Raw genomic sequence first — 23,974 nt, 5'->3', positions numbered from 1 at the left:
TCGGAAGTGAGAAAGCAACTATGAGTAATGACTCCACCGGCTTAGACCGCGTGCAGGCCCTCATCGGCGATGACTATCAGCTGCAGTTCATTATTGGACACGGCGGTATGTCCACGGTGTGGCTGGCGAAGGAAAGCCAGAGCGGCCGCGAGGTGGCCATTAAGGTGCTGCGTCCGGAGTTTTCGGACAATGAGGAATTCCTCACCCGCTTCCGCAATGAGGCGGAGGCTGCGGAGAGCATCAATTCCGAGAACGTCGTGGGCACCTACGACTACCGCGAGGCGGATGATCCTGCGGGCAATGTGTTCTGCTTCATCGTCATGGAGTACGTCCGCGGCGAGTCCTTGGCGGATATGCTGCGCCGCCGCGGCAAGCTCGAGCAGGAGCAGGCCCTCGATGTGTTGGAGCAGGCCGCCCACGGGCTGGCCGTGATCCACCGCATGGGTTTGGTGCACCGCGATATTAAGCCCGGCAATATCCTCATCACCGAGTCCGGGCAGGTAAAGATCACCGATTTTGGTATCGCCAAGGCGGCGGAGGCCGTGCCGCTGACCCGCACCGGCATGGTGGTGGGTACCGCCCAGTATGTCTCCCCGGAACAGGCCCAGGGCCACCCGGTGACCGCCTGTTCGGATGTTTATTCTCTCGGTGTGGTGGGCTATGAGATTCTCGCTGGCCACCGTCCCTTCAGTGGGGATTCGACGGTCTCGGTGGCCATTGCGCATATTAATGAAGCCCCGCCGGTGCTGCCGCGGGAGATCGCCCCGCAGATCCGAGAGCTCGTTGGGATCTGTTTGCGTAAGGATCCGCAGCGTCGCTACGCCGATGGCAATGAGCTTTCCCACGCCATTTCCGCGGTGCGTTTTCAGAAACGCCCGCCGCAGCCGCGCTCAGCGGCGGTGGCTGGTCAGGCACCGCAACACCACCCCGGATCCTCCACCACCGCGCTCGGCAATGCCACGGTTCCGACCACGGTGAATCCGGCGGTCACCCCGCCACGGCCGCAGATGCTGCCCGCGGCACCTCGCGCGGCTCAGCAGCCGACCGGGCAGCGGCCCGCGAAAAAGAAAAGCATCGGGCCGTGGCTGTTTGTGCTGCTGCTGCTAGTAGGAGGCATGGGCGTGCTGCTGTACTATCTCACTAGCCAACCGACGGGGCAGCCCGCGCCGACGGAGACGAGCAGCACCAGCGAGGAGACGTCGACAAGCAAATTGCCCCCGGTGACGGAGACCGTGATCGAGACGATCACCCCCGAGCGCCGCGAAAGCCCAACGCTAAGCTCTGAAGAAGAAACATCCGAGCCGAGCGTGACCACGTCGCAGGAGCCGACGGAGGAGCCGGCACCTCCACAGCCCACGCAGCCCACCCAACCCGCGCAACCGGCGCAGCCGACCCAACCGGCATCGCCGGCTGACACCCCCAAGAACGACGAAGGAGGCGAGCAATAATGATGCACACCAGTTTCGGTGGCCGCTATGATCCCCAAGAAAATATTGGGCACGGCGGCATGTCCGATGTGTATTCCGCCACTGATACGCTCTTGGGACGCCAGGTGGCGCTGAAGGTGCTGCGTATGGAGCTGGCGCGGGATGAGAATTTCCGCGAGCGTTTCCGCCGCGAAGCCCAAAACTCGTCCCGGTTGAATCACCCCAATATCGTGGCGGTGTATGACACCGGCGAGCAGCTCATCGATGGCGTATCGGTGCCCTATATCGTGATGGAGCTGGTGCACGGCACCACCCTGCGCGGCATTGTCCACGACCGCGGCCCCTATTCGCCATCCGAGGCCGCCCAGGTAATGATCCCGGTGTGTTCGGCTCTGCAGGCCTCGCACGACGCCGGCATCATTCACCGCGATATCAAACCCGCCAACATCATGGTCACGAATACCGGCCAGGTGAAGGTGATGGATTTCGGTATTGCGCGAGCGCTTGACGACGCCACCTCGGCAATGACCCAAACCTCTGCCGTGATCGGCACCGCCCAGTATCTCTCCCCTGAGCAGGCGCGCGGCCGCAATGCTGACGCCCGCTCGGATGTGTATGCCTTGGGCTGTGTGCTCTATGAAGCCATCACGGGCCGGCCGCCCTTTGAGGGCGAGTCGCCTTTTGATGTCGCCTATCAGCACGTGCACGAAACCCCCACTCCGCCCTCGGAGTACGCCAGCGATCTCGCCCCCACCATGGCCACCAATATTGATGCGGTGATTCTCACCGCCATGGCCAAGCACCCGGGTGATCGCTACCAGTCGGCGGCGGAGTTTTCCTCCGATCTCGAGCTGGTGATGCGCAACGCCGTCACCCATGCCGCGAAGATGCACCTCTCCGGCCCGGTGGGGGCCAAGCTGGAAAACACCCATCGCCAGGGCGAGGGTCCGGCACATACTGCGATCATCGGTGATTCCGGTGAGATCTCTGCCGCGGCCGCCAGTGCCGCCGGCCAGCACTATGGCTCGCAGAACGAGTACCCGGCCAATAACCAGTACGCCGCCCAGCAGGCCCCGGCACAGCAAAGCCCCCAGGGCGGGCATCGCAAGAAGAAGTCCTCCCGCTGGGGCGTGTGGCTGACCTCTCTCCTCGCCGTCGTGGTGGTGGGTATTGGTGTCGCTTTCGCCGTGGACTACTTTGGCAACCGCGAGGAGCGGGTGGCCGAAAGCTCCATCTCGGTTCCGACGATCGCCGGGCTCGAGGAGCAGGTCGCCACCCAGCGGCTGCGCTCGGCAGGGTTTGAGGTGATTCGCTCCGAGGAACCCAGCCCAGATGTGGCGCGTGGTCTGGCACTGGGCACGAATCCTTCCGCCGACTCCACCCTGCCCAAGGGCTCCACGGTGACGCTGATCGTCTCCTCGGGTAAGGAGATCGTGGAGGTGCCGCAGATCACCGGCCGCACCACCGAGGCCGCCAATAGGGAACTCGAACGGGCGGGACTAAAGCTCAACTCCACCCCGCGTGAGGAACCCTCGGATACCGCCCCCGCCGGCGAGATCATCGAGCAGTCGCCGCCCGCCGGTACTGCCGTGTCCAAGGGCTCCGAGGTGAGCATCACCATCTCCACCGGTGTGGAAAATGTGCGCATCCCCTCGCTCACCGGCATGAAGTACGAGCAGGCCGTAGGCAACCTCGAGTCCGCCGGCTTTATTCCGCAGCCCGAGTATGTGGAATCCGATAAGCCGGAGGGCACGGTGCTGAGCGTCAATGGCGAGGGCACCAAGGTACCCAAGGGCTCGACGGTGATTGTGCGCGTGTCCAATGGCAAGAAGCAGATCACCGTCCCGGATCTCCGCGGCAAGAACGTCAATCAGGCCGTCGCCGCCTTGCGGGCCGCCGGCTGGAAGGGCACCCAAGCCCAGGTGCGCCAAGAAGAGGAGCCCACCGATGATCTGACGAAGCAGAACACCGTGGCCTCCCAGGTTCCCGCCGCCGGAGAAAGCATCGGGGATGAAGATGAAGTGGTCCTGCGGATCTATCGCTTCTCCCTGCTGGAACTCGCGCCCTAACCGCAGCGAGCAACGCAGCTCGTAGTCGCACACCCGCCCCCGCCGCAGCGCGTGAGGGCGGGTGTGTGCTGTCTACTGTCACCAGCTGAGCGAACACGGCGGCCGTGTGCGGTGTTCAGAAACTCTATCGACGCTGGTAGGGTGTGCAGGAGACGTCCACGGGCGCACCTGCCCGAGAACTGTGAAAAGAAAGAAAGGCTAGATATGCCGAAGGCAAAGGTTACTCAGAGCTCGACCACGGTGTCGACGTCGACGGCTAGCCGCACCCCTGTGAAGATCAATTCCTCCGGTACCCCGCTGTGGTACAAGGTCTTGATGTTTGGGCTGATCTTGCTCGGCCTGGCCTGGTTGGTAGTGAACTATTTGGCTGGCCCGCAGATCGCGCTCATGCGTGAACTCGGCCCGATCAACTTCGCGATCGGCTTCGGTCTGCTCATCATTGGGCTGCTGATGACGATGGGCTGGCGCTAGCCACGCAGACCGAGAAAGAACCCGACTCCGCTGGGGAGTCGGGTTTTTTCATGCCCCACACCCTCACCGCCGCCGCTGCGTAGTAGCGGCCATAGGCCGTGGACCGGGCCGCCGGCACGTTCGCCGCCGCACCAAAAAGACACCACAGGCGGTGCACACCACCCCCATGTGAGAGAGCAGTTATGCACAATTACACAGGGTTATGCACAACCTAGGCTGTGCATAGCGCATGTGTGTAGAAAACGACAAAGTTATGCACAGGCTGTGGATAACTCTGTGGATTCTGCTTACATTCTTGTAATTCAGCGGTTCTGCACAGCCTGTGCATAACTTTGTGCACTAACTCAACACGCTGTGCACACAGCTGAATAATGTTCTAACTATCTGCTCAAACGCAGGTCAGGCATAGGCGTTTCGAAAGCGCGTGCGTTCGAGTCTAGCTAAATTACACGCAGAAGATTATGCACAGCCTCCACAGCGGGTGTGCACAGTCTATCTGCCTTTGCCCACAAAACACTTATCCCCACCGACTGGGCATAACCTGCCTGTCGATGGGGATAACGGTCGGTGCGTTTCTTCTCGCCTGTCACAAGATGCTTGTGGATATCTTCGCGAAGCCGGCCAGCAGAGCACACAGGCTCGCCCCACATAAAAGACCAACAATGGGGGTGCGTTGCTGCCTAGTGCTATACACCAGCGGCCATGCGAGCAGGGCGCCCATGATGATGCCGCCGATATGGCCCCATACCGATACATTGACTGCGATGAATGTGTAGACGATATTCACTGCCAACAGCACAGCCGGCCCGCGCACATCACGGCCGGTGCGGTGGCAGAGCACCATAAAGACCACCATCAGCGCATAGACCGCGCCCGAGGCTCCTGCGGTAGAGGTCAGGGGGCTGGCCCAGGTGATGCACGCGGCCGTACCCACCACGGAGCAGAAATAGGCGGCAACCATCACGCGGCCGCCCACATACTGCTCGATCTCGCGGCCAATGAGAAAGAGCAAAAACATGTTCATCAATAGATGGGCGAGGCCCACATGCATAAAGGCGTAGCCCACAGAGGGCAGCAGCCCGGCGAAGCCGAGATACGCCGCCCGCGGCGGAAAGAACACGAGGTATTCGGCCAGCACGGAGCGTGCGAGGTTGTGCTGCAGGGAGAGCGACTCGACTGCGGTGATCAGATAGAACACGCAGTTGAGCGCAACCAGCACCACGGTCACGGGCGCTTCGCGATACCAGCGGGCAATGGTGGAGGAATTCATGACACTCTTTCTTTAGACACGCAAAGACCCATCGCCGCATACGGCCTCAGGCCGGCGATGGGTCATAGGTTGATGGGGGAAGTCACGGGGGTGGGGCGTGCAGCGCGCTTATCGACGTTCACTGCCCACGCCCCGCCGCGATGATCACCCTCCTACTGGATGTCGATGGACTCGATAACCACCGGGTCATTCGGACGATCCTGGATGGAGGTCTGCACCGTGGCGATGGAGTCCACAACAGCCTTGGAGTCCTCGTCCACAACCTCACCGAAGATGGTGTGGTGGTTGTTTAGGTGCGGGGTGGGCGCCACCGTGATGAAGAACTGGGAGCCGTTGGTGCCGGGGCCGGCATTGGCCATGGCCAAGAGGTAGGGGCGATCGAACTGCAGCTCGGGGTGGAACTCGTCCTCGAAGGTGTAGCCGGGCCCACCGCGGCCGGTGCCGGTGGGGTCGCCGCCCTGGATCATGAAGCCATTGATCACACGGTGGAAGATAGCACCATCGTAGAAGGGGCCTTCGGTGGTGCCGTTGGCGTTGTTGGCACGGTACTCCTTGGTGCCCTGGGCCAGACCGACGAAGTTCTCGACGGTGACGGGCGCGTGGTTGCCAAAGAGTTCAATGACGATATCACCGTAATTGGTGTGCATCGTTGCAGTTGCGGTCTTCTGAGTCATAGCCCTCATCGTAGAGAAAAAACGTGGCATGTGCACCGTCACTGCACCTAGGATGGGACTATCTATTAAAGAAACTAAAGATTGGAAGGTGGGACACCACTATGAATCCCATGTTGCTCGTCCAGGGCGCACAAACCGCTAAAAAGGGCCTTATTGCATTGAATGAGTATCGCGCGCAGAAGGCTGATGAGGCCTATGAGGCCCTGCAAGAGGCCGCCCATGCGGCCGTGGATAAGGGCCAGGAGCTCTATGATTCGGCAGCTGAGGCCGTGGATAATGCGGACGTCGATAAGCGTGTAGCCGATCTGAACAAGCGCGGCTCCGCCATTGGCGCCCAGGCCGCCAAGCGCCTCAAGAAGGCGAAGGCGCAGACCGGTTCCTTCCGCAAGGAGGCCGAGAAGAACGCCAAAAAATCCGGCAAGCAACTGCGCAAGCTGGCCAAGCAGCGGGAAAAGGATGCCAAGAAGGCAGCCGCACAGGCCAAGAAGAAGTTTAAGAAGGACAAGGGCTGCGCGAAGAGAAAGACCTTCGGCACGATCGCCGCGGTTCTGGCGCTGCTGAGCGCTGTGGCCGCCGCCGTGTACTACTTCTTCTTCCGCGAGGAGGAAAAGGTTCAGACCGTCCCGCCGCGCGTGGAGGACTTCGATACCGCCACACCGGATGAGGAGCCGAAGCTGGTCTACTCCACCGAGACCCCCGCCGATGCCGAGGTGGCCACCCCGGAGAAGCCCTTCGATGAAAAGGTTGCCGACTCCCTCGATCCTGCCGTGCCCAACACCGGTGTGGGTGAGCTCGATAATGAGGCCGAGGTAGAGAGCTGGACCGATGAGCGCTCCAGCTCCGCCCAGGCGCATGAGATCCTCTCCGCCGAGGTAGACGCCAAGTACGGCGACAACGAGAAGAACTAAACACTTCTTCACGCTGCGTATAGCCGCGGCGAGCAGAACCGCCTTCCCTTCGGGCAGGCGGTTTTTCTTATGCCCCAGTTTCCGGCCCATACCGTGATAGACCAGTTGGACTATGCAACGCCCCTTCGCAGGCCTTCTAGCCTCTCTGTAGGGAAGCTATGAACCGTGCAGACATGGCGGCGATCACCGCCTCCTCCCCATCCGCGTTGAGGACTGCACGACGAACCTCGGTATCACGCCCCTGCACTATGAACGCGGCGTTCTCGAAGGTCTCTAGCACCTAGGCGTTTTTTCGGTGCGCGATGAGCGCGGCCGTCGCGGCAGGAATACTCTCGGCGATGGCGCTGGCGCTCGTCGGCGCCGGCCCATAGGGGGTGTGCGCCGCGAGTGCCGCGGCCACAGAGTGCACCAGCACCGCCGAGACCACCGCCTCGATAGTGTCGATGTGCTCGGTGGCCTCCGCCCAGGCGAGATGGGCGCCGAGAATCCCCGCCAGTACATCACCCGAGCCGGCCGTCGCTGCCCAGGACACACCCGTATGAACGATGGTGCTCTGCTGCGGATCAGCGATGATCGTCGCATGCCCCTTGAGCAAGACCGTGACACCCAGGAGGGCGGCCAGCTTCTCGCAGGCCTCCACGCGGTGTTCACTCAGCCCCGGCAGCTCATCGTCGAGGGCGGCGGCCAGGCGCTCGAACTCCCCAGCATGGGGAGTGAGCACGGTGAGCGCCTGCCGGGCGGCTAATGCGGCGCGCAGCTTCGGCAGTTCAGCCAGCAGGGTGATCGCATCGGCGTCCACCACCACCGGAACATCCATGGACAGCGCGGTCAGTAATTCCTCGCGCGCTCTCTCATCTGTGCCGCGTCCGGGCCCCACCACCACGCATTGCACCTGGCCGCATTCACCAAGGCTGGGATGAGAGACCACCTCCGGGAGGCATTCCACGACTCTCGCTCGCAGCGCCCCCACATAGCGCACCATGGAGCTGCTGGCCCGCACCGCGGCCGTCGCACACAGCACCCCAGCGCCGATATAGTCCTCAGATCCGGCGAGAATTCCCACCACTCCGCCACTGTACTTATCATCCTCCGGCCCCGGCGATAGATCCGCGATGCCGTGGTGGCCACCTACGCACTCATAGCCTTCGAGCTGCAACTGGCTTCTGCCATAGACCGCGCGCAGGCCAGTGCAGGCGCGCCGCCGCGCAATCTGCTGGGCAATCAGCTCGGATAGCGGCGGCATCGTAGCGCTGTCGAGGGCGATATCGGCTATGAGCACCGTGCCGCACGCTGGGGAGAGCACATGGGCCAGGCGCGGCGCCCCGAAACTCACCGTCACATCCGCATTAATGTGCTGCTCCCCCGCCGCGCCACTATCGGCGGCCACTCCCGAGGGGATATCTACTGCCAGCACCTGGGCCACATCAAGCCCCTGCAGCACCGCGGCGGCTTCTGCTCGTAGCCCGGGCCGCGCTCCGATACCCGTGATGGCATCAATGAGCAGATCCACCCGGCCCATGGTGGCGGGATCGCTCACCACCGTTCCCCCCGCGTCGAGGAAACGCTGCCACGCCGGGGCGTGTACCGAGCTGCTCACCCGATAGGCGCTCACCTGTGTCCAGCCCTGCTCGCGCAGCATGGCGGCCGCATACAGCCCATCCCCGCCATTGCCACCGGCTCCTGCGAGAACCAGGATGTGGGGCTGGGAGGGGGCGTCGATAAGCCTCTGAGCATCGCCCAGCATGGCGCTGGCGACCCCCGCCACCGCGCTGGCGGCACTACGCATCAGCTCATCGACGCTGCCTTGAGCATCGAGGAGAGGCTGTTCGGCGGCGCGAATCTCGGCGACGGTGGCCGGGCTGCTCAGCGTGCGGGTGGGACTACCAAGAAGATCGCATACGGAAAGGCTCATACCCACCAAGGATAATCCCGCCAGGCGAAGGCTAGGAGTAGCTCTCGCTATCCTCGGCGTCCGCAATGCCATAGTGGCGGTAGAGGCGTTCTTCCTGCTCGGGGCCGATATGGGCGCCATCGAAATTAGGGGCGCCATTGATGCGCTCTAAGGGAAAAGCCAGGTGCAGCTGCTCTTCCTCGAGGCGGTGGCCGAGCAGCGGCACCACGCTCGACTTCATACCGAAGAGGCCATGAGAGACCTCCACGAACTTGGGCTGGCCGGTGGCATCATTGATGAATACCTCCTCCACGGCGCCCAGTTTCTCGCCGTCACTATCGTATGCGGTGGCATCATTCAGCGCGGCGATCTCATGCTGAGACACGGGAGAACCTCTTTTCTTGGGTGAGTATTCCACGGCGGCTGCGGCACAACCACGGCGGGTGAGCTGTTCTATCGCCGTAAGCCTCATTCTTCTCACCGCGATGGATCCAGAATACCCAGCGCAACGCAGTGACGGCCACTGATTTTCCCACCCACCGCCCAGACACAACAAAACCCCTAGTGGATAACCACTAGGGGGAATGTGAGTTGTGGAGCATAGGAGAATCGAACTCCTGACCTCCTGCTTGCAAAGCAGGTGCTCTACCAATTGAGCTAATGCCCCAAACAACGAAACCCGAGGGCTTCGCAGTGGGCCTAGCAAGAATCGAACTTGCGACCTCATCGTTATCAGCGATGCGCTCTAACCGACTGAGCTATAGGCCCTTGGAACGTGTAAGAACTTTACCCAGAAAGGGCAACAACACCAAATCAGCTGGTCACACTGCGTTTTTAGGCGTCTCTATCGGTATATGCCAGCGGCCCCAAGCACAGGTGATTCCGTGCTGGGGCCGCCGGCGCTACCGCCGAAAAAGCGGCGTTTTAATCCTCGACGTCACCGATGGTGATCACGACGCCTCCGAAGAGATCAACCACGGCGTTGTAGATGATCGCCACGAGGGGCGCGAGGAAGGTGGCAATCAGGGCGAAGATCGCCCCCACCAGCGTCGCGAGCGAGACCGTGATGCCGAAGTTCAGCACCTGCTCGCCGCCGACGCCTGCAATCACTTCATTGGCCTTATCCCACACCCCTGCGGCATCGAGGCCCATATAGAGAACGATCACGCAGATGATCCAGGCAGCTAGTCCCGTGAGCGATAGGGCCAGCGCTGTCTTGAATGCAGACAGCGGAGAAATATGCCGCACGGCGACTCTCCGACTACTCATTAGTCCTCCTCGGACTCATCGTTGTCGCTGAGACCTTCCACTCCGGGAATGGGGTCCGCGGTGGCATCATCTTCTCCGGTCTTGCGCGCCCGGGCAGCGGTCGGGGACTCGGCCTGGCCGGTGGCCACGGCGGTGGCGTTTTCCTCGCCCTCGTCCTCGACGTTGCGGTCGATAGCCAAGACCTCGACATCCTTTGCCAGGTCCACCAGACGCACGCCCATGGTCGAGCGGGAGCTCGGGCGGATCTGGTTCACCTCGGTGCGGATCACACCGCCAGCGGAGGTAATAGCGAAGATTTGATCGTCCTCATCCACAGCCAAGGCGCTGATCAGCTTGCCGCGCTTCGGAGTGTGCTTGAGCGTGACCACGCCAATACCGCCACGGTTTTGGGTGGGGTATTCCTCCATCGGGGTGCGCTTGCCATAGCCGCCGGAGGTGGCCACCAAGAGGAACTCTCCATTGTCCACGCGGGTCATGGAGAGCAACTGGTCATCGTCGCGGAAACGCATGCCCTTCACACCGGCGGTGGCACGACCCATCGGGCGCAGCGCATCATCATCGGCAGTGAAGCGAATGGACTGCCCCTTTTCGGAGACCAACAGGATGTCATCATCGCCATTAGAGAGTGTGGCGCCGATGAGCTTGTCGTTATCGTTGAGGTTGATGGCGATTAACCCGCCGGAACGGTTGGACTCATAATCGTGCAGCTTGGACTTCTTTACCCGACCCTGCTGGGTAGCCAAGACGAGGTACTCGGCATCGTCATAGGTTTGGATCTGAATGATCTGCGCGATGGTTTCTTCCGGCTGGAACTCCAGCAGATTCGCCACATGTTGGCCGCGCGCGGTTCGCGATGCCTCGGGCAGCTCATAGGCCTTCAAGCGATAGACCCGGCCAAAGTTGGTGAAGAAGAGAATCCAGTCGTGCGTGGAGCAGACGAAGAAGTGGCGCACAATGTCTTCTTGCTTCAACTCGGCGCCGCGCACGCCCTTGCCGCCGCGTCGCTGCGACTTATAGGCATCCACCTTGGTGCGCTTGGCATAGCCGGTGGAGGTGATGGTGACCACCACGTTCTCGCGGGCGATGAGGTCTTCTTCGGTGACATCGCCGGAGGCAGCCACGATCTGGGTACGACGCTCATCGCCGTACTTGCGCACGATCTCCTCGAGCTCTTCGCGCACGATGGTGCGCTGGCGCTCTGGGGAGGCCAGAATGCTCTGCAGATCCTCGATGAGGGCCTGCAGTTCGGCTAGCTCGTCCACGATCTTCTGCCGCTCCAGAGCGGCGAGGCGACGCAGCTGCATGGCCAAAATAGCGTCTGCCTGGATCTCGTCGACATCCAGCAGCGTCATCAAACCGGTGCGGGCATCATCCACGGTGGGCGAACGTCGGATAAGGGCGATCACCTCATCCAGCATGTCCAGTGCCTTGACCAAACCGCGCAAGATATGGGCGCGCTTCTCGGCCTCGTCGAGGCGGTACTGGGTACGACGCACGATCACATCGATCTGGTGCTTCACGTACTGCTTGAGGATCTGATCCAGGCGCAGGGTACGCGGCACACCATCCACAATGGAGAGCATGTTCGCACCGAAGCTGGTTTGCAGCTGGGAGTGCTTGAATAGGTTATTCAGCACCACGCGCGGCACCGCGTCGCGCTTAAGGGTCACCACGATGCGCAGGCCGACGCGATCGGAGGACTCATCGTCCACGCTGGAGATACCCGCCAGCTTGCCGTGCTTGACCTGCTCCGCAATCGAGGAGACCAGGTTATCGGGATTCACCATGTAGGGCAGCTCAGTGATCACGATGATCTGCCGGTTACCCAGTTCCTCGATGCTGGTGACACCGCGCATGCGAATCGAGCCACGGCCCGTAGTGTAGGCATCCTTGATGCCCTCATCGCCCACAATCAACCCTGCAGTCGGGAAATCGGGGCCCTTCACGCGCTCCATGCACGCCTCGAGCGCCGACTTCTCATCGGCCTCGGGATGGGCAAGAATCCAATAAATGGCCTCGGCCAGCTCGTTGAGGTTGTGCGGCGGGATGTTGGTGGCCATACCCACGGCGATACCGCCGGAGCCATTCATCAACAGATTCGGCACGCGTGAGGGAAGAATATCCGGCTCGAGGGTCTTGCCGTCATAGTTCGGGGAGAAATCCACGGTGTTCTCGCGGATATCGCGCACCATCTCCATGGCCAGCGGCGTGAGACGGCACTCGGTATAACGCATGGCGGCCGGGCCGTCATTACCGCGAGAACCGAAGTTACCCTGGCCATCCACCAGCGGATAGCGCATGGACCACGGCTGGGCCATACGCACCAGGGTGTCATAAATCGCGGAGTCACCGTGCGGGTGATAGTGACCCATAGTGTCGGCCACTGGGCGCGCCGACTTCACATAGCCGCGCTCCGGGCGATAGCCGGAGTCAAACATCGAGTACAAAATACGGCGGTGCACCGGCTTGAGACCGTCGCGCACCTCCGGCAGCGCTCGACCAACAATGACAGACATGGCGTAGTCGATATAACTCGACTGCATCTCCTCATTGATATCGATGGGTTCGATGCGGTCGAATAAGCTCTCGCCGCCCTGATTGTCATCGCTCACGCGCGTCACCTCTTATGGTTTGGGTTTCTCAGAATCCAATCTCCGCCATTCTACTCCCCTTTTCGCCGCAGAGTGGCACTGAGCGCGATTTACACGCATTTTTTCGCTTATCGACGCTACTATGATCGAATTCACACCACCCTTCCGGCCCGCATAGAGGCTCTCAGGCGCGCACAGAGAAAGAAAATGATTCCCCGTTCTCTTGGCGCCGCCCCTCTGCTCATGTAAGCTATGTTGCAGTTGTGATTGCAGTGAAAGCATGTGACTACTGAGGTGGTCGGCTGAGCTGTGGCGGAAGAGTCACAACACGCGAATACGATCCTTGTAGTTCCACATTTCTCAGGTGCGCCGAAAAATGTGGAACTACAAGGATGTTGCGTTATCTGCAGTTCAGAGCCCGTACCATGAGGGTCATGCAACATTTACGCGAACTGCTCACCAAGGACGATGACACCACCAACGCGGTCGTTTCCGACTTCAGCGCCCTGGTGGAGAAGAAGGTGCAGGAGCAAAGCGGTATCTCCGGCAAGCTGATCACAGGTGCCCTCGCCGCCGCCAAGAAGGTGGATTCGGACATCGTGAATAAGGCTGCCCGCCGCCTGCTCCCCGAAATGGCCGATGAGTTGGACCCCTATTGGCAGAAGTTCCAGGAGCCGGGGGCTGGTCACAGCTTCGGCACCTACCTCGAGGAGAACTCCACCGAGGTGGTCAACTCCATCATGACCGTGGCGGACCGCAACGCCGATAAGATCTCGGCCGCGCCGCTGAAGAAGGTCTACTCCTCGGTCCGTGGCAAGAGCGAGAAGCTCATCACCGACTCCCTCTTCGAAACCGGAGAGATCATCCACAAGCACGCCAGCTAAACGGCCCTATCTTCACCGCGATACACCACCACCCGCCTCCTGCAGTGCAGGAGGCGGGTGGTGTGCTTGATGCGGGCTGCGTGACAACGCAGCGGGCGATCCTAGATATCGAGGAAGCGCACATCCTTAGCATTGCGGGTGATGAAGCTGCGACGGGCGCGCACATCGTCGCCCATGAGCACGGAGAAGAGCTCATCGGCGGCCTGGGCATCGCCCACATCCACGCGGCGGAGAATACGGGTCTCGGGATCCATGGTGGTCTCCCATAGCTCCTTGGCGCTCATCTCGCCCAGACCCTTATAGCGCTGGATGCCGTCATCCTTGTTGATCTTGCGGCCCTCGGCCAGGCCGGCGGCCAGCTGCTCATCGCGCTCGCCATCGGAGAAGGCGAAACCAGGCCGGCCCTTGCCCCACTTCAGCTTGTACAGCGGCGGCTGGGCCAAGAACACATGGCCTTCCTCAATCAGCTGCGGCATGAAGCGGTAGAGCAGCGTCAGCAGCAAGGTCGCGATGTGCTGGCCGTCCACATCGGCGTCGGCCATCAGCACGATCTTGTGATAGCGCAGCTTGTTGATGTCGAACTCATCATGAATACCCGTGCCGAGAGCAGTGATGATGGCCTGCACCTCATTGGACTTCAGCACGCGATCCAAACGGGCCTTCTCCACGTTCAGGATTTTGCCGCGCAGCGGCAAAATGGCCTGGAACATCGAATCGCGGCCGGACTTCGCGGAACCACCTGCGGAGTCACCCTCCACGATGTAGAGCTCGGAACGCACCGGATCCTTCGAACGGCAATCGGCCAACTTACCGGGCAGGCCACCAAGATCGGTGGCGGATTTGCGCCGCACCAGATCACGGGCACGACGGGCAGCTTGGCGGGCGTGCGCAGACGCCAGCGCCTTGTTGATGATCACCTTCGCCTCGGCCGGGTTGGCCTCCAACCAGTCCGCGATGTGCTCATTCACCATCTTCTGCACGAAGGACCGCACCTCGGTATTACCGAGCTTGGTCTTGGTCTGGCCCTCGAACTGAGGATCAGCCACGCGCACGGAAATCACCGCGGCCAAGCCCTCGCGGCAGTCCTCGCCGGTGAGCTTGCCGTCCTTTTCCTTGAGCAGCTTGTGGGATTGGGCATAGCGGTTCATCAAACCGGTCAGGGCCGCGCGGAATCCCTCTTCGTGGGTGCCGCCCTCGATGGTGTTGATGGTGTTCGCGAAGGTGTGCACGGACTGCTTAAAGCCCTTATTCCACTGCATCGCGATCTCCACCTCGTGCTCCTCGGTCTTGGCATCAAAACCGATGATGGTGGGGTGGATCGGGGTCTTCGTATCGTTGAGATACTCGACGTAGTTAATCAGGCCCTCAGGGTAGAAGAACTCACGGACCTTGTCCTTCTTCTTCCCGGGCTTATCCTTGGCGCCCTCGCCGAGCGCCTCGCGGTTTTCTTCCTGCTCATCGATATCATCCAGGGAAGGAGTATCAATGGCGGCGGCGTCCTCGCCGGCCTCGGCGAGAGCATCGAGCTCGGCCTCGGCATCGGAGACGCGCTTATCGATCAGCTCGATCTTCAAACCCTTGTTCAGGAAGGCCATTTCCTGCAAGCGGCGGGCGATGGTGTCGAACTTAAACTCTGTGGTTTCGAAGATCTCCGGATCCGGCCAGAAACGCACCGTGGTGCCGCTGCCGCGGGCGTTGCCACCCTCCTCCAGCTCCTCCGGAATCGCGTTCCTGAAGTTCTGCAACCAGTGCTTGCCATCGCGCTTGATATCCGCCTCAACACGCGTCGAGAGCGCATTGACCACCGAGATACCCACACCGTGAAGACCACCGGAGACCGCATAGGACTCCGAGTCGAACTTGCCGCCGGCGTGCAGCTGCGTCATAACCACCTGCACGGTCGGCGCGCCCGAGGGGTGCATTTCCACGGGAATACCACGGCCATCGTCGACGACTTCCACGCCGCCATCCTCCAAGAGAGTGACTTTCACCTTGGTGGCATAGCCGGCCATGGCCTCATCGACGGAGTTATCCACGACCTCCCACACCAGGTGGTGGAGGCCGCGCTCACCGGTGGAACCGATGTACATGCCGGGGCGCTTACGCACTGCCTCAAGACCTTCGAGGATGGTAATTGAGGAGGCATCATAAATGTGTTCGGTGCTAGCCACTGTAATTACTCAAACTCCTTGAAACAGATTAATTAGACCCCTCCATATTACACCCCTACAGGCCCAATCACCGCCTTCACTCCCCGATGAGCTATCCCCCTACTTGCCTGGCGCCTCATTCGCTCTCAGGCAGAAACAGAGCGGGTTAGACGCACCGGCCCGTGGCCTATCCGTAGGTATCGCGCGGCCCGCGGCCCTTCACGTGCAGCGGGCCATGACGCCAGCTGGGCGCCTCGGGGCCGTGAATCTTCAAGGTAGTAACCACATTCGGGCCCACCTTTTCTGCGATTTTGGCTAGGATCATGCGCTGCATGGCGCGCAAATTCGTCGCCTGCGGGGTGGTGGCACAGCGTACGTAGACGGTGGTTCCCTTCACCCTTTCCACCACGGCATAGCCGGCGATCGTCGGCCCCACTAGTTCCGGCCAGTGGGTCTGCACCCAGCCATTGGCTAAATCCTTGCCCCAGCCTCGGGCCGTGATTTCCTCCGAGAGCACCTCCCCCACCGAGGAGAAGGTGCGGGCTCGGCGCAACGCCCGCCCATCCGGGCCGGTGGCGCGCAGCACGGTATTCGAGCCGCGCCGCAACCGCCACGAACGCGGCGCCGAGGAGGACTTGTCCAAGCCCATACGCTGCAACATCGCCGAGGAATCGGCGCGATCAGAATCCAGGCGGCGAGTGGTATCGCGGCGCTGCCGCGATAAATCCGGCACATAGCCCCGCCGCTTTTTCGCCTCGGCGCGCACCGCCTGAAAAGAGCGGCTAATCAGATCCGCCGGGCGGGACGGCGCCGGTGCCGCGCCCTTAGAGGCAGAGTTGGGGCTCGTTTCCTTCGGCTGCGCCGCGGCCGGTGGCTGCTGCTTGTCGCTCACGACGACGCACCCTCCTCGGGCTCAGCCGCGGCAGGAGGATCGAGGGGCATGGGAGTGAGCGTCGATAAGCGAGCGTGCTCCTTGCCCTCTGGATCGGCGACGGCCTCCACGAAGTAGCGGGCAGCAATGTGCTCATCCAGATTATCGGGCAGGTCATCGCCCACGGCTGCGGTGATGAGCACCTGCTCGGCGTCCTGGGCCAGCCCCACGAGCTGGGCGCGGCGGCGCGCATCCAGCTCGGCAAAAACATCGTCCAGGATGAGTACCGGATCTGTGCCATCGCCGCGGTGCAGATGAAACTCCGCGAGCCGCAGGGCCAAGGCCATGGACCACGTCTCGCCATGGGAGGCAAAGCCCTTGGCCGGCTGGCCGCCCAACATGAGCTGAATATCATCCCGATGCGGCCCGGCCAGGGTGATACCGCGTTCGATCTCATTCGTGCGTACCGCCGACAGACGCGCCATCAACGCCGCCTCCAGCACTCCCCGATCGGGCCGGCCCTCCACCTCTGCCAAGGTGTCATTGAGCGAGGAATCATAGGCGATCGACGCCGGCCGAGATTCTGGGGCCAGCCCACTATAGGCGCCGGTCACCAATGGCTGCAGCTGCTCAATGGTGCGCAGACGCTCCTCGAGGACGATCGCGCCGCAGCTGGCCAGCTGCATATCCCAGGAATCGAGGGTGGCCAAGGTGGCGGCGCCATCATCGGCGGAATAGCCGCGGCGCAGCGCGGCATAGTTCGACTTCAACAGCGCATTGCGCTGGCGCACGATCTTGTCATAATCCGCCTTAACCCCCGCGATCCGCGGTTTGCGCGAGGCAATAATCGCATCCAGATAGTGGCGGCGCTCGGCGGGTTCGCCGCGCACCAAGCTGAGATCCTCGGGGCCAAACATCACGGTTTTGAGCACGCCGAGCAGTTCGCGGGTGCTTTTGAGCTTGGTACGATTAATGCCAGCCTGATTGCCGCCGCGGGCCTTAATCAACACATGCCCTGCGAGTTCGCGGCCATCGTTGACCACCGTGGCCGATGCCCGTGCCGCCTGCGCGCCCTCGCGCACCAGCGGCGCATCGGTAGAGACCCGGTGGGAGCCGAGATGCGCCACATAGCCGGCCGCCTCCACAATGTTTGTTTTGCCGTGCCCATTGCGGCCGGTAAACACCGTGATCCCGGGGGTCAGATCGATCTCGAGGCTCGGCCACGAGCGGAAATCGCGCAGGCTGAGATGCCGAATGTACACCGCGGAAGAATTAGCCCGGCAGGCGAACCGGCATCAGCAGATAGGTGAATTCCGACCCCGGGGTGGGGAACTCACCAGCGGAATTAGCCTCGATGGCTTCCTCCGGCTCGGGGATGATGATCGCCGGGCGCGACGGAGCGGTGAAACCAAAGACCACGCGCTGTCCCGGCATGGCGTTGAGGCCCTCCTTGAGGTAGGAGGGGTTAAAGGCGATGAGCAGGGAATCCTGGCCCTCGGCGCCCTCGCCCACCTGATAGTCACAGGGCAGCGACTCCTCGGCGTGGCCGGAATCAGTGGCACCGGCAGCCAACACCACCTGGCCCTCGGAGAAGTGCATGCGGATCTGCGCATTGCGCTCGGCCACGAGGGAGACACGCTTGATGGCGTCGAGAAGCGGGCCGATAGCCACGGTTGCCAAAGAGGTGTGCACCTTCGGCAGGAGCGGATCGTAGTTCGGGAACTCCGCATCCAGCATGCGGGTGGTGGTCTGGCGGTTGCGGGTATGCACGCCGAAGAGACCATCGGCGCCCACCTTCTCGCCGGTACCAGCGGCGATCTCCACGTTCTCGTTGAGCGAGGGATCGATGGATCGGGCGTTTTCCTGCAAGGTTTTCGCCGGGATGAGCAGGGCGGCCTCGACGTCATCGGCCACCGGCTCCCACTCGAAGCGCCGCACCGCGAGCCGGAAACGGTCGGTGGCGGCCATGACCACGTTCTTTCCCTGCACCTTCATGTGCACGCCGGTGAGCATCGGCAACGTGTCGTCTTTACCAGCGGCGATGGCCACCTGGGACACGGCCTCGTTGAAGAGGCTCGGGTTCACTCGGCCGGTCACCTCCGGCAGCGTGGGCAGCGCAGGATAATCATCCAGCGGGATCAGCGGGAGCTCAAAGCTGGAGGAACCGCAGCGGAAAAATGCCTTGGACTCGTCGGTGCGCACCTCGATGGGCTTATTTGGCAGCGAACTCACAATATCCGAGACCAGCTTGCCGGGAACGGCGATGCGGCCCGGCTCATCGATCTCCGCCGAGATGCTGACCTTGGTGGATACTTCATAGTCGAATCCGGCCAGGGTGAGGCCGTCATCGTCGGCGCTAATCACCATGCCGCGAAGTACCGGCTGGGTGGGCTTGGTGGGCAAACTACGAGCGACCCAGCCCACGGCTGCGGAAAAGTCATCTTTCGACACTCGGAAAGACACAGGCTGCGATTCCATGCTTAGCTGAGGCTCCTTCAAGCACAAGCAGCCGCTGAGCAGCCAAGAAATCCTGCTATCAGGTCCTCGGCGATACGGCCAATATGGCCCAGTATCGGCTCATCGGCGGCAAAACAATTGTTCTTCCCTCCCAGCCTACAAGAATCACACTCCGCTATAAACCGGGATCCGCGCGGGAGGGGATATGTGATTCCGCCTCCCCGCACCTCGCGGCGTGCCGTCGTGGCGGGTGCGGTGAATGACAGGAATCGGCGCCGCGTCCACACCCCCTATTTCTTCTTAGTTCAATCCATAACTTTCTTTGGTAGTAGCAGTAGGTGCTGTGCAATCTGTGTAATTCCACGATCCGCGCAGCTCACCCTAGCGTTGCGGCATGTGTTCCAGGCTGTGCATAACAGGTGCATAACTAGAGGGGGTTGTGCACAACTTTCGACCCCTGCTCGTTGTGCACAATTCATGCACCGTCGAGGCGGCTGCGAACAACAGAAAATCGCCACTTATGCACAGGCGGCGACCTGCGGTTTCTCCGAACGGGCAGTAAATGACAATTCTGTAATTACACAACTGTGAATAACTCTGTGGATAACGCCCCAGCGCGCGTATCGACGCCACCTCTGCGGCGCCTTCGCCCAGTACAGATACGACACAGCGCCCGTGCCACACACTGTGCATACGGGCGCTGGGGGCCGCGGCGGGCAGAAGGTGCTCCTGCCCTACCCCGCGGGGGTGAAAGTCTGGCTAAAAAGCCTGGCTCGTAGGCCTCGCTAAGCGGAGCCATTCTTGATCAGCTGGGTGAGCTCCTGGATCTGATCGTAGGTTTCGCGATTTTCTTGCATCTCGTTCTTGATCTTGCGCACCGCATACATCACGGTGGTGTGGTTCTTACCACCGAATTTCTCGGCGATCTGGGGCAAGGAGAGAGCCGTGAGCTCGCGGCAGATGTACATGGCTAGCTGGCGGGCATGGACCACCGCATGGGTTTTGCTCGTGCCGGTGATGGTGTCCACCGAGATGTCGAAGTAATTGGCCGTGGCGGTGATGATGGTCTGCCCGGTGATCTCGACGTGCTTGTTCTCCGGCATGATGTCGCGCAGCGCCACCTCGGCGTGCTCGATGGTGATCGGCTGATTGGTCAGCGAAGAAAACGCCGCCACCCGAATCAGCGCCCCCTCGAGTTCACGAATAGAGGACTCGAAGCGGCTGGCGATCAGCTCCAGCACATCCCGGGGCACTTGGGTGCCATCGTCTTGGGCCTTCTTCATCAAAATGGCGATGCGGGTTTCTAAGTCCGGGGGCTGAATATCGGTGATCAGCCCCGCGGCAAAACGGGTGCGCAGACGATCCTCGAGAGTGGTCAGCTCCTTCGGGGGCCGGTCCGAGGACAAAATGATCTGCTTATCCGCCTGGTGGAGGGCGTTGAAGGTGTGGAAGAACTCTTCCTGCGTTCCCTCTTTGCCCTCGAGGAATTGGATGTCATCAACCATGAGGATGTCGAGGTTGCGGTAGCGCCGCTTGAAGGCTTCCTGGCGGTCATCGCGCACCGAGTTGATGTAGTCATTAGTGAATTCCTCACTGGAGACATACTTCACGCGCAGGCCCGGCTGCAGTACCTGCGAGTAAAGGCCCGCAGCGTGTAGAAGGTGGGTTTTCCCCAGTCCTGATCCGCCCCAGATGAACAGCGGGTTGAAGGCTTTCGCTGGGGTCTCCGCCACCGCGACTGCCGCGGCATGGGCGAAACGATTGGAGGATCCGATAACGAAGGAATCGAAGGTGTACTTCGGATTCAGCGATCCTTCCGAGGATGCCTTGGGGGCCGGCTGTTCGCGAGTATAGCGCTGCGGTGCTGCTGCCTGCGGATTGGTTACCGGGTGCCCGAAACCCACCGAGGCGTCGTGGCCGCGCTGCGCCAGCGAATCATGGTGCTGAGCCCCATGCTGGCCGGGCTCGGAGTGCTGCGGTTGTTCGGGATAGTTGGCATGGCTTTCCTGCCAATTCTTCTCCGGCCAGCCCTGATCCGCCCACTGCTGCTGCGGGCTGTCGCCCTCGGAGTGCGCGGTAGGCTGCGAGAGCGTCTGCGCGCTGCTCGGCGGCGGGACGACCGCTGCGTTGTCGTTATTGAGCATCTCCGTGGCCGCGCTGCTGGCCGCCCCGTGGGGATCTACGCGCTGCTCGGCGTGTTCGGCGTGCTCGGAATAGTCCGCGGCCTGCTCGGGGGCGGCGGCGGTCTCCGGCATGATCGCTTCCGGATTGACGCTGACGGCCAGCCCCGTCGGGCGGCCCATATGGGTGGTAAGAACAGAGGTCAGCGCAGGGCCCAAATCCTGCTCAATGACGGTTTTCGCCATCGCATGAGGCGCGGCGAGCACCGCATAGCCCGGCACCAAGGCCACCGGGGTGACGAGGCTGAGAAAACCGCGCTGGCGGGCGCTAATTGGTCCGATCCCAGAGGAGGGTTGCTCAGACAGCGCCAACAGATCGTTAATCACGCTCTGCCACGTCTGGGCGAGAGAACCAGAATGCTCTGTCACAGGGAAAGCCCCTTACTACACGGGTGGACGGACAATCACGGGCACAGCACCACCACCGGGTGATGGCACGCGGAAACGACACATCCGCACCATCCCTGCCACACAGGCACGATACGTTTTCCCAGCGAGGAGGTCGTTTCCGAATAACGGTGTCCTCGAAAGGAGCTGCAGCCACCAGCCATGGGCACCCCTAGCTCACCGCTATCGCGGCGAAGCGAGGAAACACCAAAGCCTCAAGGCGCACGCGCGCTTAAAGCCGGTCTCCCCTCTCCCCGACGGCCTTTCCGAGCCTGTTCATAACCCCAGAAAAAGCGAGTTATCTCAGTCGGAAAGAACGCTTCGCTGTGGATGCACGGTTGTGTGATTACACCGCCGTGTGCACAGAGCCGACATAGCCGAACTCCATGGTGATGCGGAGTTTTCCACAACGTTATCCACAGCTGTGGATAACTGGACTGCACAAGCGCTATCCACAGCCTAGTCGAGAGCCTGTGCATAACTAAATCGCCGAAAAAATGGGTTCTGAGCTGCATCAAAGCGCCGGGCTCAGGGAAGTCTCAACTTCAGCTTTAGAGTTATCCACAGCCACGGGGTGTTCACAGCTGTGTTTAATTCACGGTTTCCATTGTTACCCGCCGGTGGTGGATACAGTCCAACAATCGCGGGGAATATCAATACTGTAATTATCGTTATCTCCGTACCCTCGGCCGGAAAGTCGATAATCCCACATTGCGATGACATGCTCTTTTTCTGTTGCGCATCGGCATTGCCGCAGGAGCGGGAGCAGAGGGGTGTCGAGGGTCGAGCCGAGAATTACATCGGCAGTATTTCAGGGGTAAAAAATGCTCATTCTCCCCCCGCTGTAGCGCCGTGGCTCTTCCTCGGTGGCCGTGCGGGCAGAGCGCGGGGAGCGTGGCCGAGGGGGCTTTACACTCTTGGATGTGGGTACTGGTGGAATCACCTAAATACCAGTACACCCGTACTATTTGTGCCGAGTTCGGGGCCGTACAAGTCCGTCCGCGATGGTGTCCTGGTTGCAGCACAGCTACAGCGGGAAAAGCACAGGGATGTAAGTTCGCCCAGCTAGCGCCACGAATCTTATTCGCGTGGCAACTTGTTATTCACGACGGCCATACCGTATTCTGTCTAGGTCTATTGCGGTCACGCAGCTGCATCGCGGGTTCAACCTGAGGTTGAGCCTTGCAGATGGGGTGGGCAGGGCCGCGTGTGGACGATACTTCGGCGGTACAGTGCGCTGATTCGAGCGCCGGCTCGGAGGTGGGTGACTACCTCGTTGCGGAAGCTGAAGTATCGATCTGCATCCTGTTTCGCTTCGGCGGAAGAGGGGAAGAAGAGAATTCATCTCATGAGTTCCTTAGGCGTCGCGCAGCGCCAGCGTCTCAGGCCGCCATTGTGGTCTGGGTCTCTAGTGCTGAGCAGCGCGGAGCTTATGACAGCAAACTTTCAAGGAGTGTTTGACCTATGGCTAAGGGCAAGCGGACTTTCCAGCCCAATAACCGTCGTCGTGCCCGCGTCCACGGTTTCCGTACTCGTATGCGCACCCGTTCCGGTCGCGCTATCGTCGCTGCACGTCGCCGCAAGGGCCGTGCTCGCCTCACCGCGTAGTTTTCTTTTCCCGTGAGGCGACGGTGCCACGCACTCTGTGGCCCGGGGCCTCGCCACCGAAAAATTACTCGAGGGGCGCACTGATGCTTCCGAAGAACCTCAAAATTGGTTCCTCTGCGGAGTTTTCGCAGGTTGTCTCCGGCGCAAGCCGGGCCGGAACCAAGCGCGTGGTTGCTTATTATTCGCGCGCCTGCGAGGAGCGGGAGCCTCAGGTGAGCTTTGGTGGGCCGCATTTCGGGCTCATCGTGTCTAAAGCCGTCGGGAATGCTGTGATTCGTCACCGCGTCGCCCGGCGGCTGCGGCATATCTGTGCCGAGCTCGCCAACGAGCTCGATCGCACGGACCGAGTGGTCATCCGAGCGCTGCCTGCCAGCGCCGATGCCCCCGCAGGGAAATTAGAGGACGATGTTAGACGAGCACTCGCACGCAGTCGACGACGCTTCGCCGAGCGCACCGCACAGTCCCACTAGGCCCACTCGGCGTGGCCCGCTGACCGCGGTGTTGGTCGGTGCGGTGCGGCTGTACCAGAAGTATCTTTCTGGACTCAAAAGCGGCCCGAGCTGCCGCTTCGAACCGAGTTGCAGCGCCTACGCGCTGGGCAGCTTGCAGCGCTTTGGGGCGTTGCGTGGGGTGCTGCTCACCGTGATTCGTCTGAGTAAGTGTGGTCCCTGGCATCCGGGCGGCTATGACCCCGTGCCCCCAGTGCAGAGAAAATGATGGAATAATACACGCATATGTGCCGCCGGTGGCGGCGCGAGCGAACACCCCATGTGGCTGTGTTTTTCTGCGGCACGACGCAGGCGCCGAGCGGCGCGCTGCTGAACCCTGAACGATGATCACACCACGTAGCAGCTAAAGGAGCATTCA

At 61.5% G+C, this 23,974-nt stretch carries 19 protein-coding genes and 2 tRNA genes; 8 read left to right on the top strand and 13 right to left on the bottom strand.

Annotated features, from left to right (window positions below; translation table 11 throughout):
• The first annotated feature begins 20 nt into the window (after positions 1–20).
• From GBB11_RS09420 to crgA, 3 genes are all read left to right on the top strand, one after another.
• The gene (locus GBB11_RS09420) at positions 21–1,448 is read left to right on the top strand and encodes a serine/threonine-protein kinase (protein ID WP_151549772.1); all 1,428 of its coding nucleotides are present in this window, start codon (positions 21–23) and stop codon (positions 1,446–1,448) included.
• Entirely contained in the window at positions 1,448–3,496 is a 2,049-nt protein-coding gene (gene pknB, locus GBB11_RS09415; protein WP_151549771.1) for a Stk1 family PASTA domain-containing Ser/Thr kinase, read from the top strand. The genes GBB11_RS09420 and pknB overlap by 1 nt, the downstream gene beginning before the upstream one ends.
• Positions 3,497–3,700: 204 nt before the next feature.
• On the top strand, positions 3,701–3,967 hold the full coding sequence (gene crgA, locus GBB11_RS09410) for a cell division protein CrgA (protein ID WP_151529660.1): 267 nt from the start codon (positions 3,701–3,703) through the stop codon (positions 3,965–3,967).
• Between the two features lie 586 nt (positions 3,968–4,553).
• Here the strand turns inward: crgA and GBB11_RS09405 are convergent.
• Positions 4,554–5,237, bottom strand: coding sequence for a rhomboid family intramembrane serine protease (locus tag GBB11_RS09405; protein WP_151549770.1), 684 nt, complete (start codon positions 5,235–5,237; stop codon positions 4,554–4,556).
• A 152-nt stretch (positions 5,238–5,389) separates the two neighbouring features.
• Entirely contained in the window at positions 5,390–5,920 is a 531-nt protein-coding gene (locus GBB11_RS09400; RefSeq protein WP_151549822.1) for a peptidylprolyl isomerase, read from the bottom strand.
• 92 nt (positions 5,921–6,012) lie between these two features.
• Here GBB11_RS09400 and GBB11_RS09395 point away from each other — a divergent pair, with 92 nt between their 5' ends.
• On the top strand, positions 6,013–6,819 hold the full coding sequence (locus GBB11_RS09395; protein WP_151549769.1) for a hypothetical protein: 807 nt from the start codon (positions 6,013–6,015) through the stop codon (positions 6,817–6,819).
• Positions 6,820–7,099: 280 nt separating this feature from the next.
• Here the strand turns inward: GBB11_RS09395 and GBB11_RS09390 are convergent, their stop codons facing one another.
• The 6 genes from GBB11_RS09390 to gyrA form a co-directional block, all read right to left on the bottom strand.
• Positions 7,100–8,731 carry a bifunctional ADP-dependent NAD(P)H-hydrate dehydratase/NAD(P)H-hydrate epimerase gene (locus GBB11_RS09390; RefSeq protein WP_151549768.1) on the bottom strand — a complete coding sequence of 544 codons (1,632 nt, stop codon included), beginning with the start codon at positions 8,729–8,731 and terminating at the stop codon, positions 7,100–7,102.
• A 31-nt stretch (positions 8,732–8,762) separates the two neighbouring features.
• The gene (locus tag GBB11_RS09385) at positions 8,763–9,095 is read right to left on the bottom strand and encodes a PRC-barrel domain-containing protein (RefSeq protein ID WP_192796363.1); all 333 of its coding nucleotides are present in this window, start codon (positions 9,093–9,095) and stop codon (positions 8,763–8,765) included.
• 209 nt (positions 9,096–9,304) lie between these two features.
• Positions 9,305–9,377: transfer RNA gene (locus GBB11_RS09380), tRNA-Ala, on the bottom strand.
• A 27-nt stretch (positions 9,378–9,404) separates the two neighbouring features.
• Positions 9,405–9,478 (bottom strand) — tRNA-Ile (locus GBB11_RS09375).
• Positions 9,479–9,634: 156 nt separating this feature from the next.
• A complete protein-coding gene (locus tag GBB11_RS09370; RefSeq protein ID WP_151549766.1) occupies positions 9,635–9,979 on the bottom strand; it encodes a DUF3566 domain-containing protein in 345 nt (114 codons plus the stop codon).
• A complete protein-coding gene (gyrA, locus tag GBB11_RS09365; protein WP_151529669.1) occupies positions 9,979–12,591 on the bottom strand; it encodes a DNA gyrase subunit A in 2,613 nt (870 codons plus the stop codon). Before gyrA ends, GBB11_RS09370 begins: the two co-directional genes overlap by 1 nt.
• 413 nt (positions 12,592–13,004) lie before the next feature.
• Here gyrA and GBB11_RS09360 point away from each other — a divergent pair, with 413 nt between their 5' ends.
• Positions 13,005–13,454 (top strand): hypothetical protein, encoded by a 450-nt coding sequence (locus GBB11_RS09360; protein ID WP_151549765.1) that lies wholly within the window; start codon positions 13,005–13,007, stop codon positions 13,452–13,454.
• 101 nt (positions 13,455–13,555) lie between these two features.
• On the opposite strand, the gene gyrB is transcribed toward GBB11_RS09360, so the two are convergent.
• From gyrB to dnaA, 5 genes are all read right to left on the bottom strand, one after another.
• Positions 13,556–15,625: a DNA topoisomerase (ATP-hydrolyzing) subunit B gene (gene gyrB, locus GBB11_RS09355; protein WP_151549764.1), complete on the bottom strand. Its 2,070-nt coding sequence runs from the start codon at positions 15,623–15,625 to the stop codon at positions 13,556–13,558.
• Between the two features lie 166 nt (positions 15,626–15,791).
• Positions 15,792–16,394, bottom strand: a complete 603-nt coding sequence (locus tag GBB11_RS09350; RefSeq protein WP_225979239.1) for a DciA family protein — start codon at positions 16,392–16,394, stop codon at positions 15,792–15,794.
• A gap of 98 nt (positions 16,395–16,492) precedes the next feature.
• Positions 16,493–17,737 carry a DNA replication/repair protein RecF gene (recF, locus tag GBB11_RS09345; RefSeq protein ID WP_151549763.1) on the bottom strand — a complete coding sequence of 415 codons (1,245 nt, stop codon included), beginning with the start codon at positions 17,735–17,737 and terminating at the stop codon, positions 16,493–16,495.
• Positions 17,738–17,747: 10 nt separating this feature from the next.
• Positions 17,748–18,953 carry a DNA polymerase III subunit beta gene (gene dnaN / locus GBB11_RS09340; RefSeq protein WP_151549762.1) on the bottom strand — a complete coding sequence of 402 codons (1,206 nt, stop codon included), beginning with the start codon at positions 18,951–18,953 and terminating at the stop codon, positions 17,748–17,750.
• 764 nt (positions 18,954–19,717) lie between these two features.
• Positions 19,718–21,481 carry a chromosomal replication initiator protein DnaA gene (gene dnaA / locus GBB11_RS09335; protein ID WP_151549761.1) on the bottom strand — a complete coding sequence of 588 codons (1,764 nt, stop codon included), beginning with the start codon at positions 21,479–21,481 and terminating at the stop codon, positions 19,718–19,720.
• A gap of 1,482 nt (positions 21,482–22,963) precedes the next feature.
• On the opposite strand from dnaA, the gene rpmH reads away from it, so the two are divergent.
• From rpmH to yidD, 3 genes are all read left to right on the top strand, one after another.
• Positions 22,964–23,107, top strand: coding sequence for a 50S ribosomal protein L34 (gene rpmH, locus GBB11_RS09330; protein ID WP_083878205.1), 144 nt, complete (start codon positions 22,964–22,966; stop codon positions 23,105–23,107).
• Between the two features lie 83 nt (positions 23,108–23,190).
• Positions 23,191–23,577, top strand: a complete 387-nt coding sequence (rnpA, locus tag GBB11_RS09325) for a ribonuclease P protein component (protein ID WP_151549760.1) — start codon at positions 23,191–23,193, stop codon at positions 23,575–23,577.
• Positions 23,513–23,824: a membrane protein insertion efficiency factor YidD gene (gene yidD / locus GBB11_RS09320; RefSeq protein WP_151549759.1), complete on the top strand. Its 312-nt coding sequence runs from the start codon at positions 23,513–23,515 to the stop codon at positions 23,822–23,824. Before rnpA ends, yidD begins: the two co-directional genes overlap by 65 nt.
• The last annotated feature ends 150 nt before the right edge of the window (positions 23,825–23,974 follow it).

Source organism: Corynebacterium sp. 74A, from assembly GCF_008930665.1.
In the GTDB taxonomy this organism is placed as follows: Bacteria; Actinomycetota; Actinomycetes; order Mycobacteriales; family Mycobacteriaceae; genus Corynebacterium; species Corynebacterium megadyptis.
The sequence above is the reverse complement of the archived record's forward strand: the minus strand, read 5'-3'. Positions and strand labels throughout refer to the sequence as shown.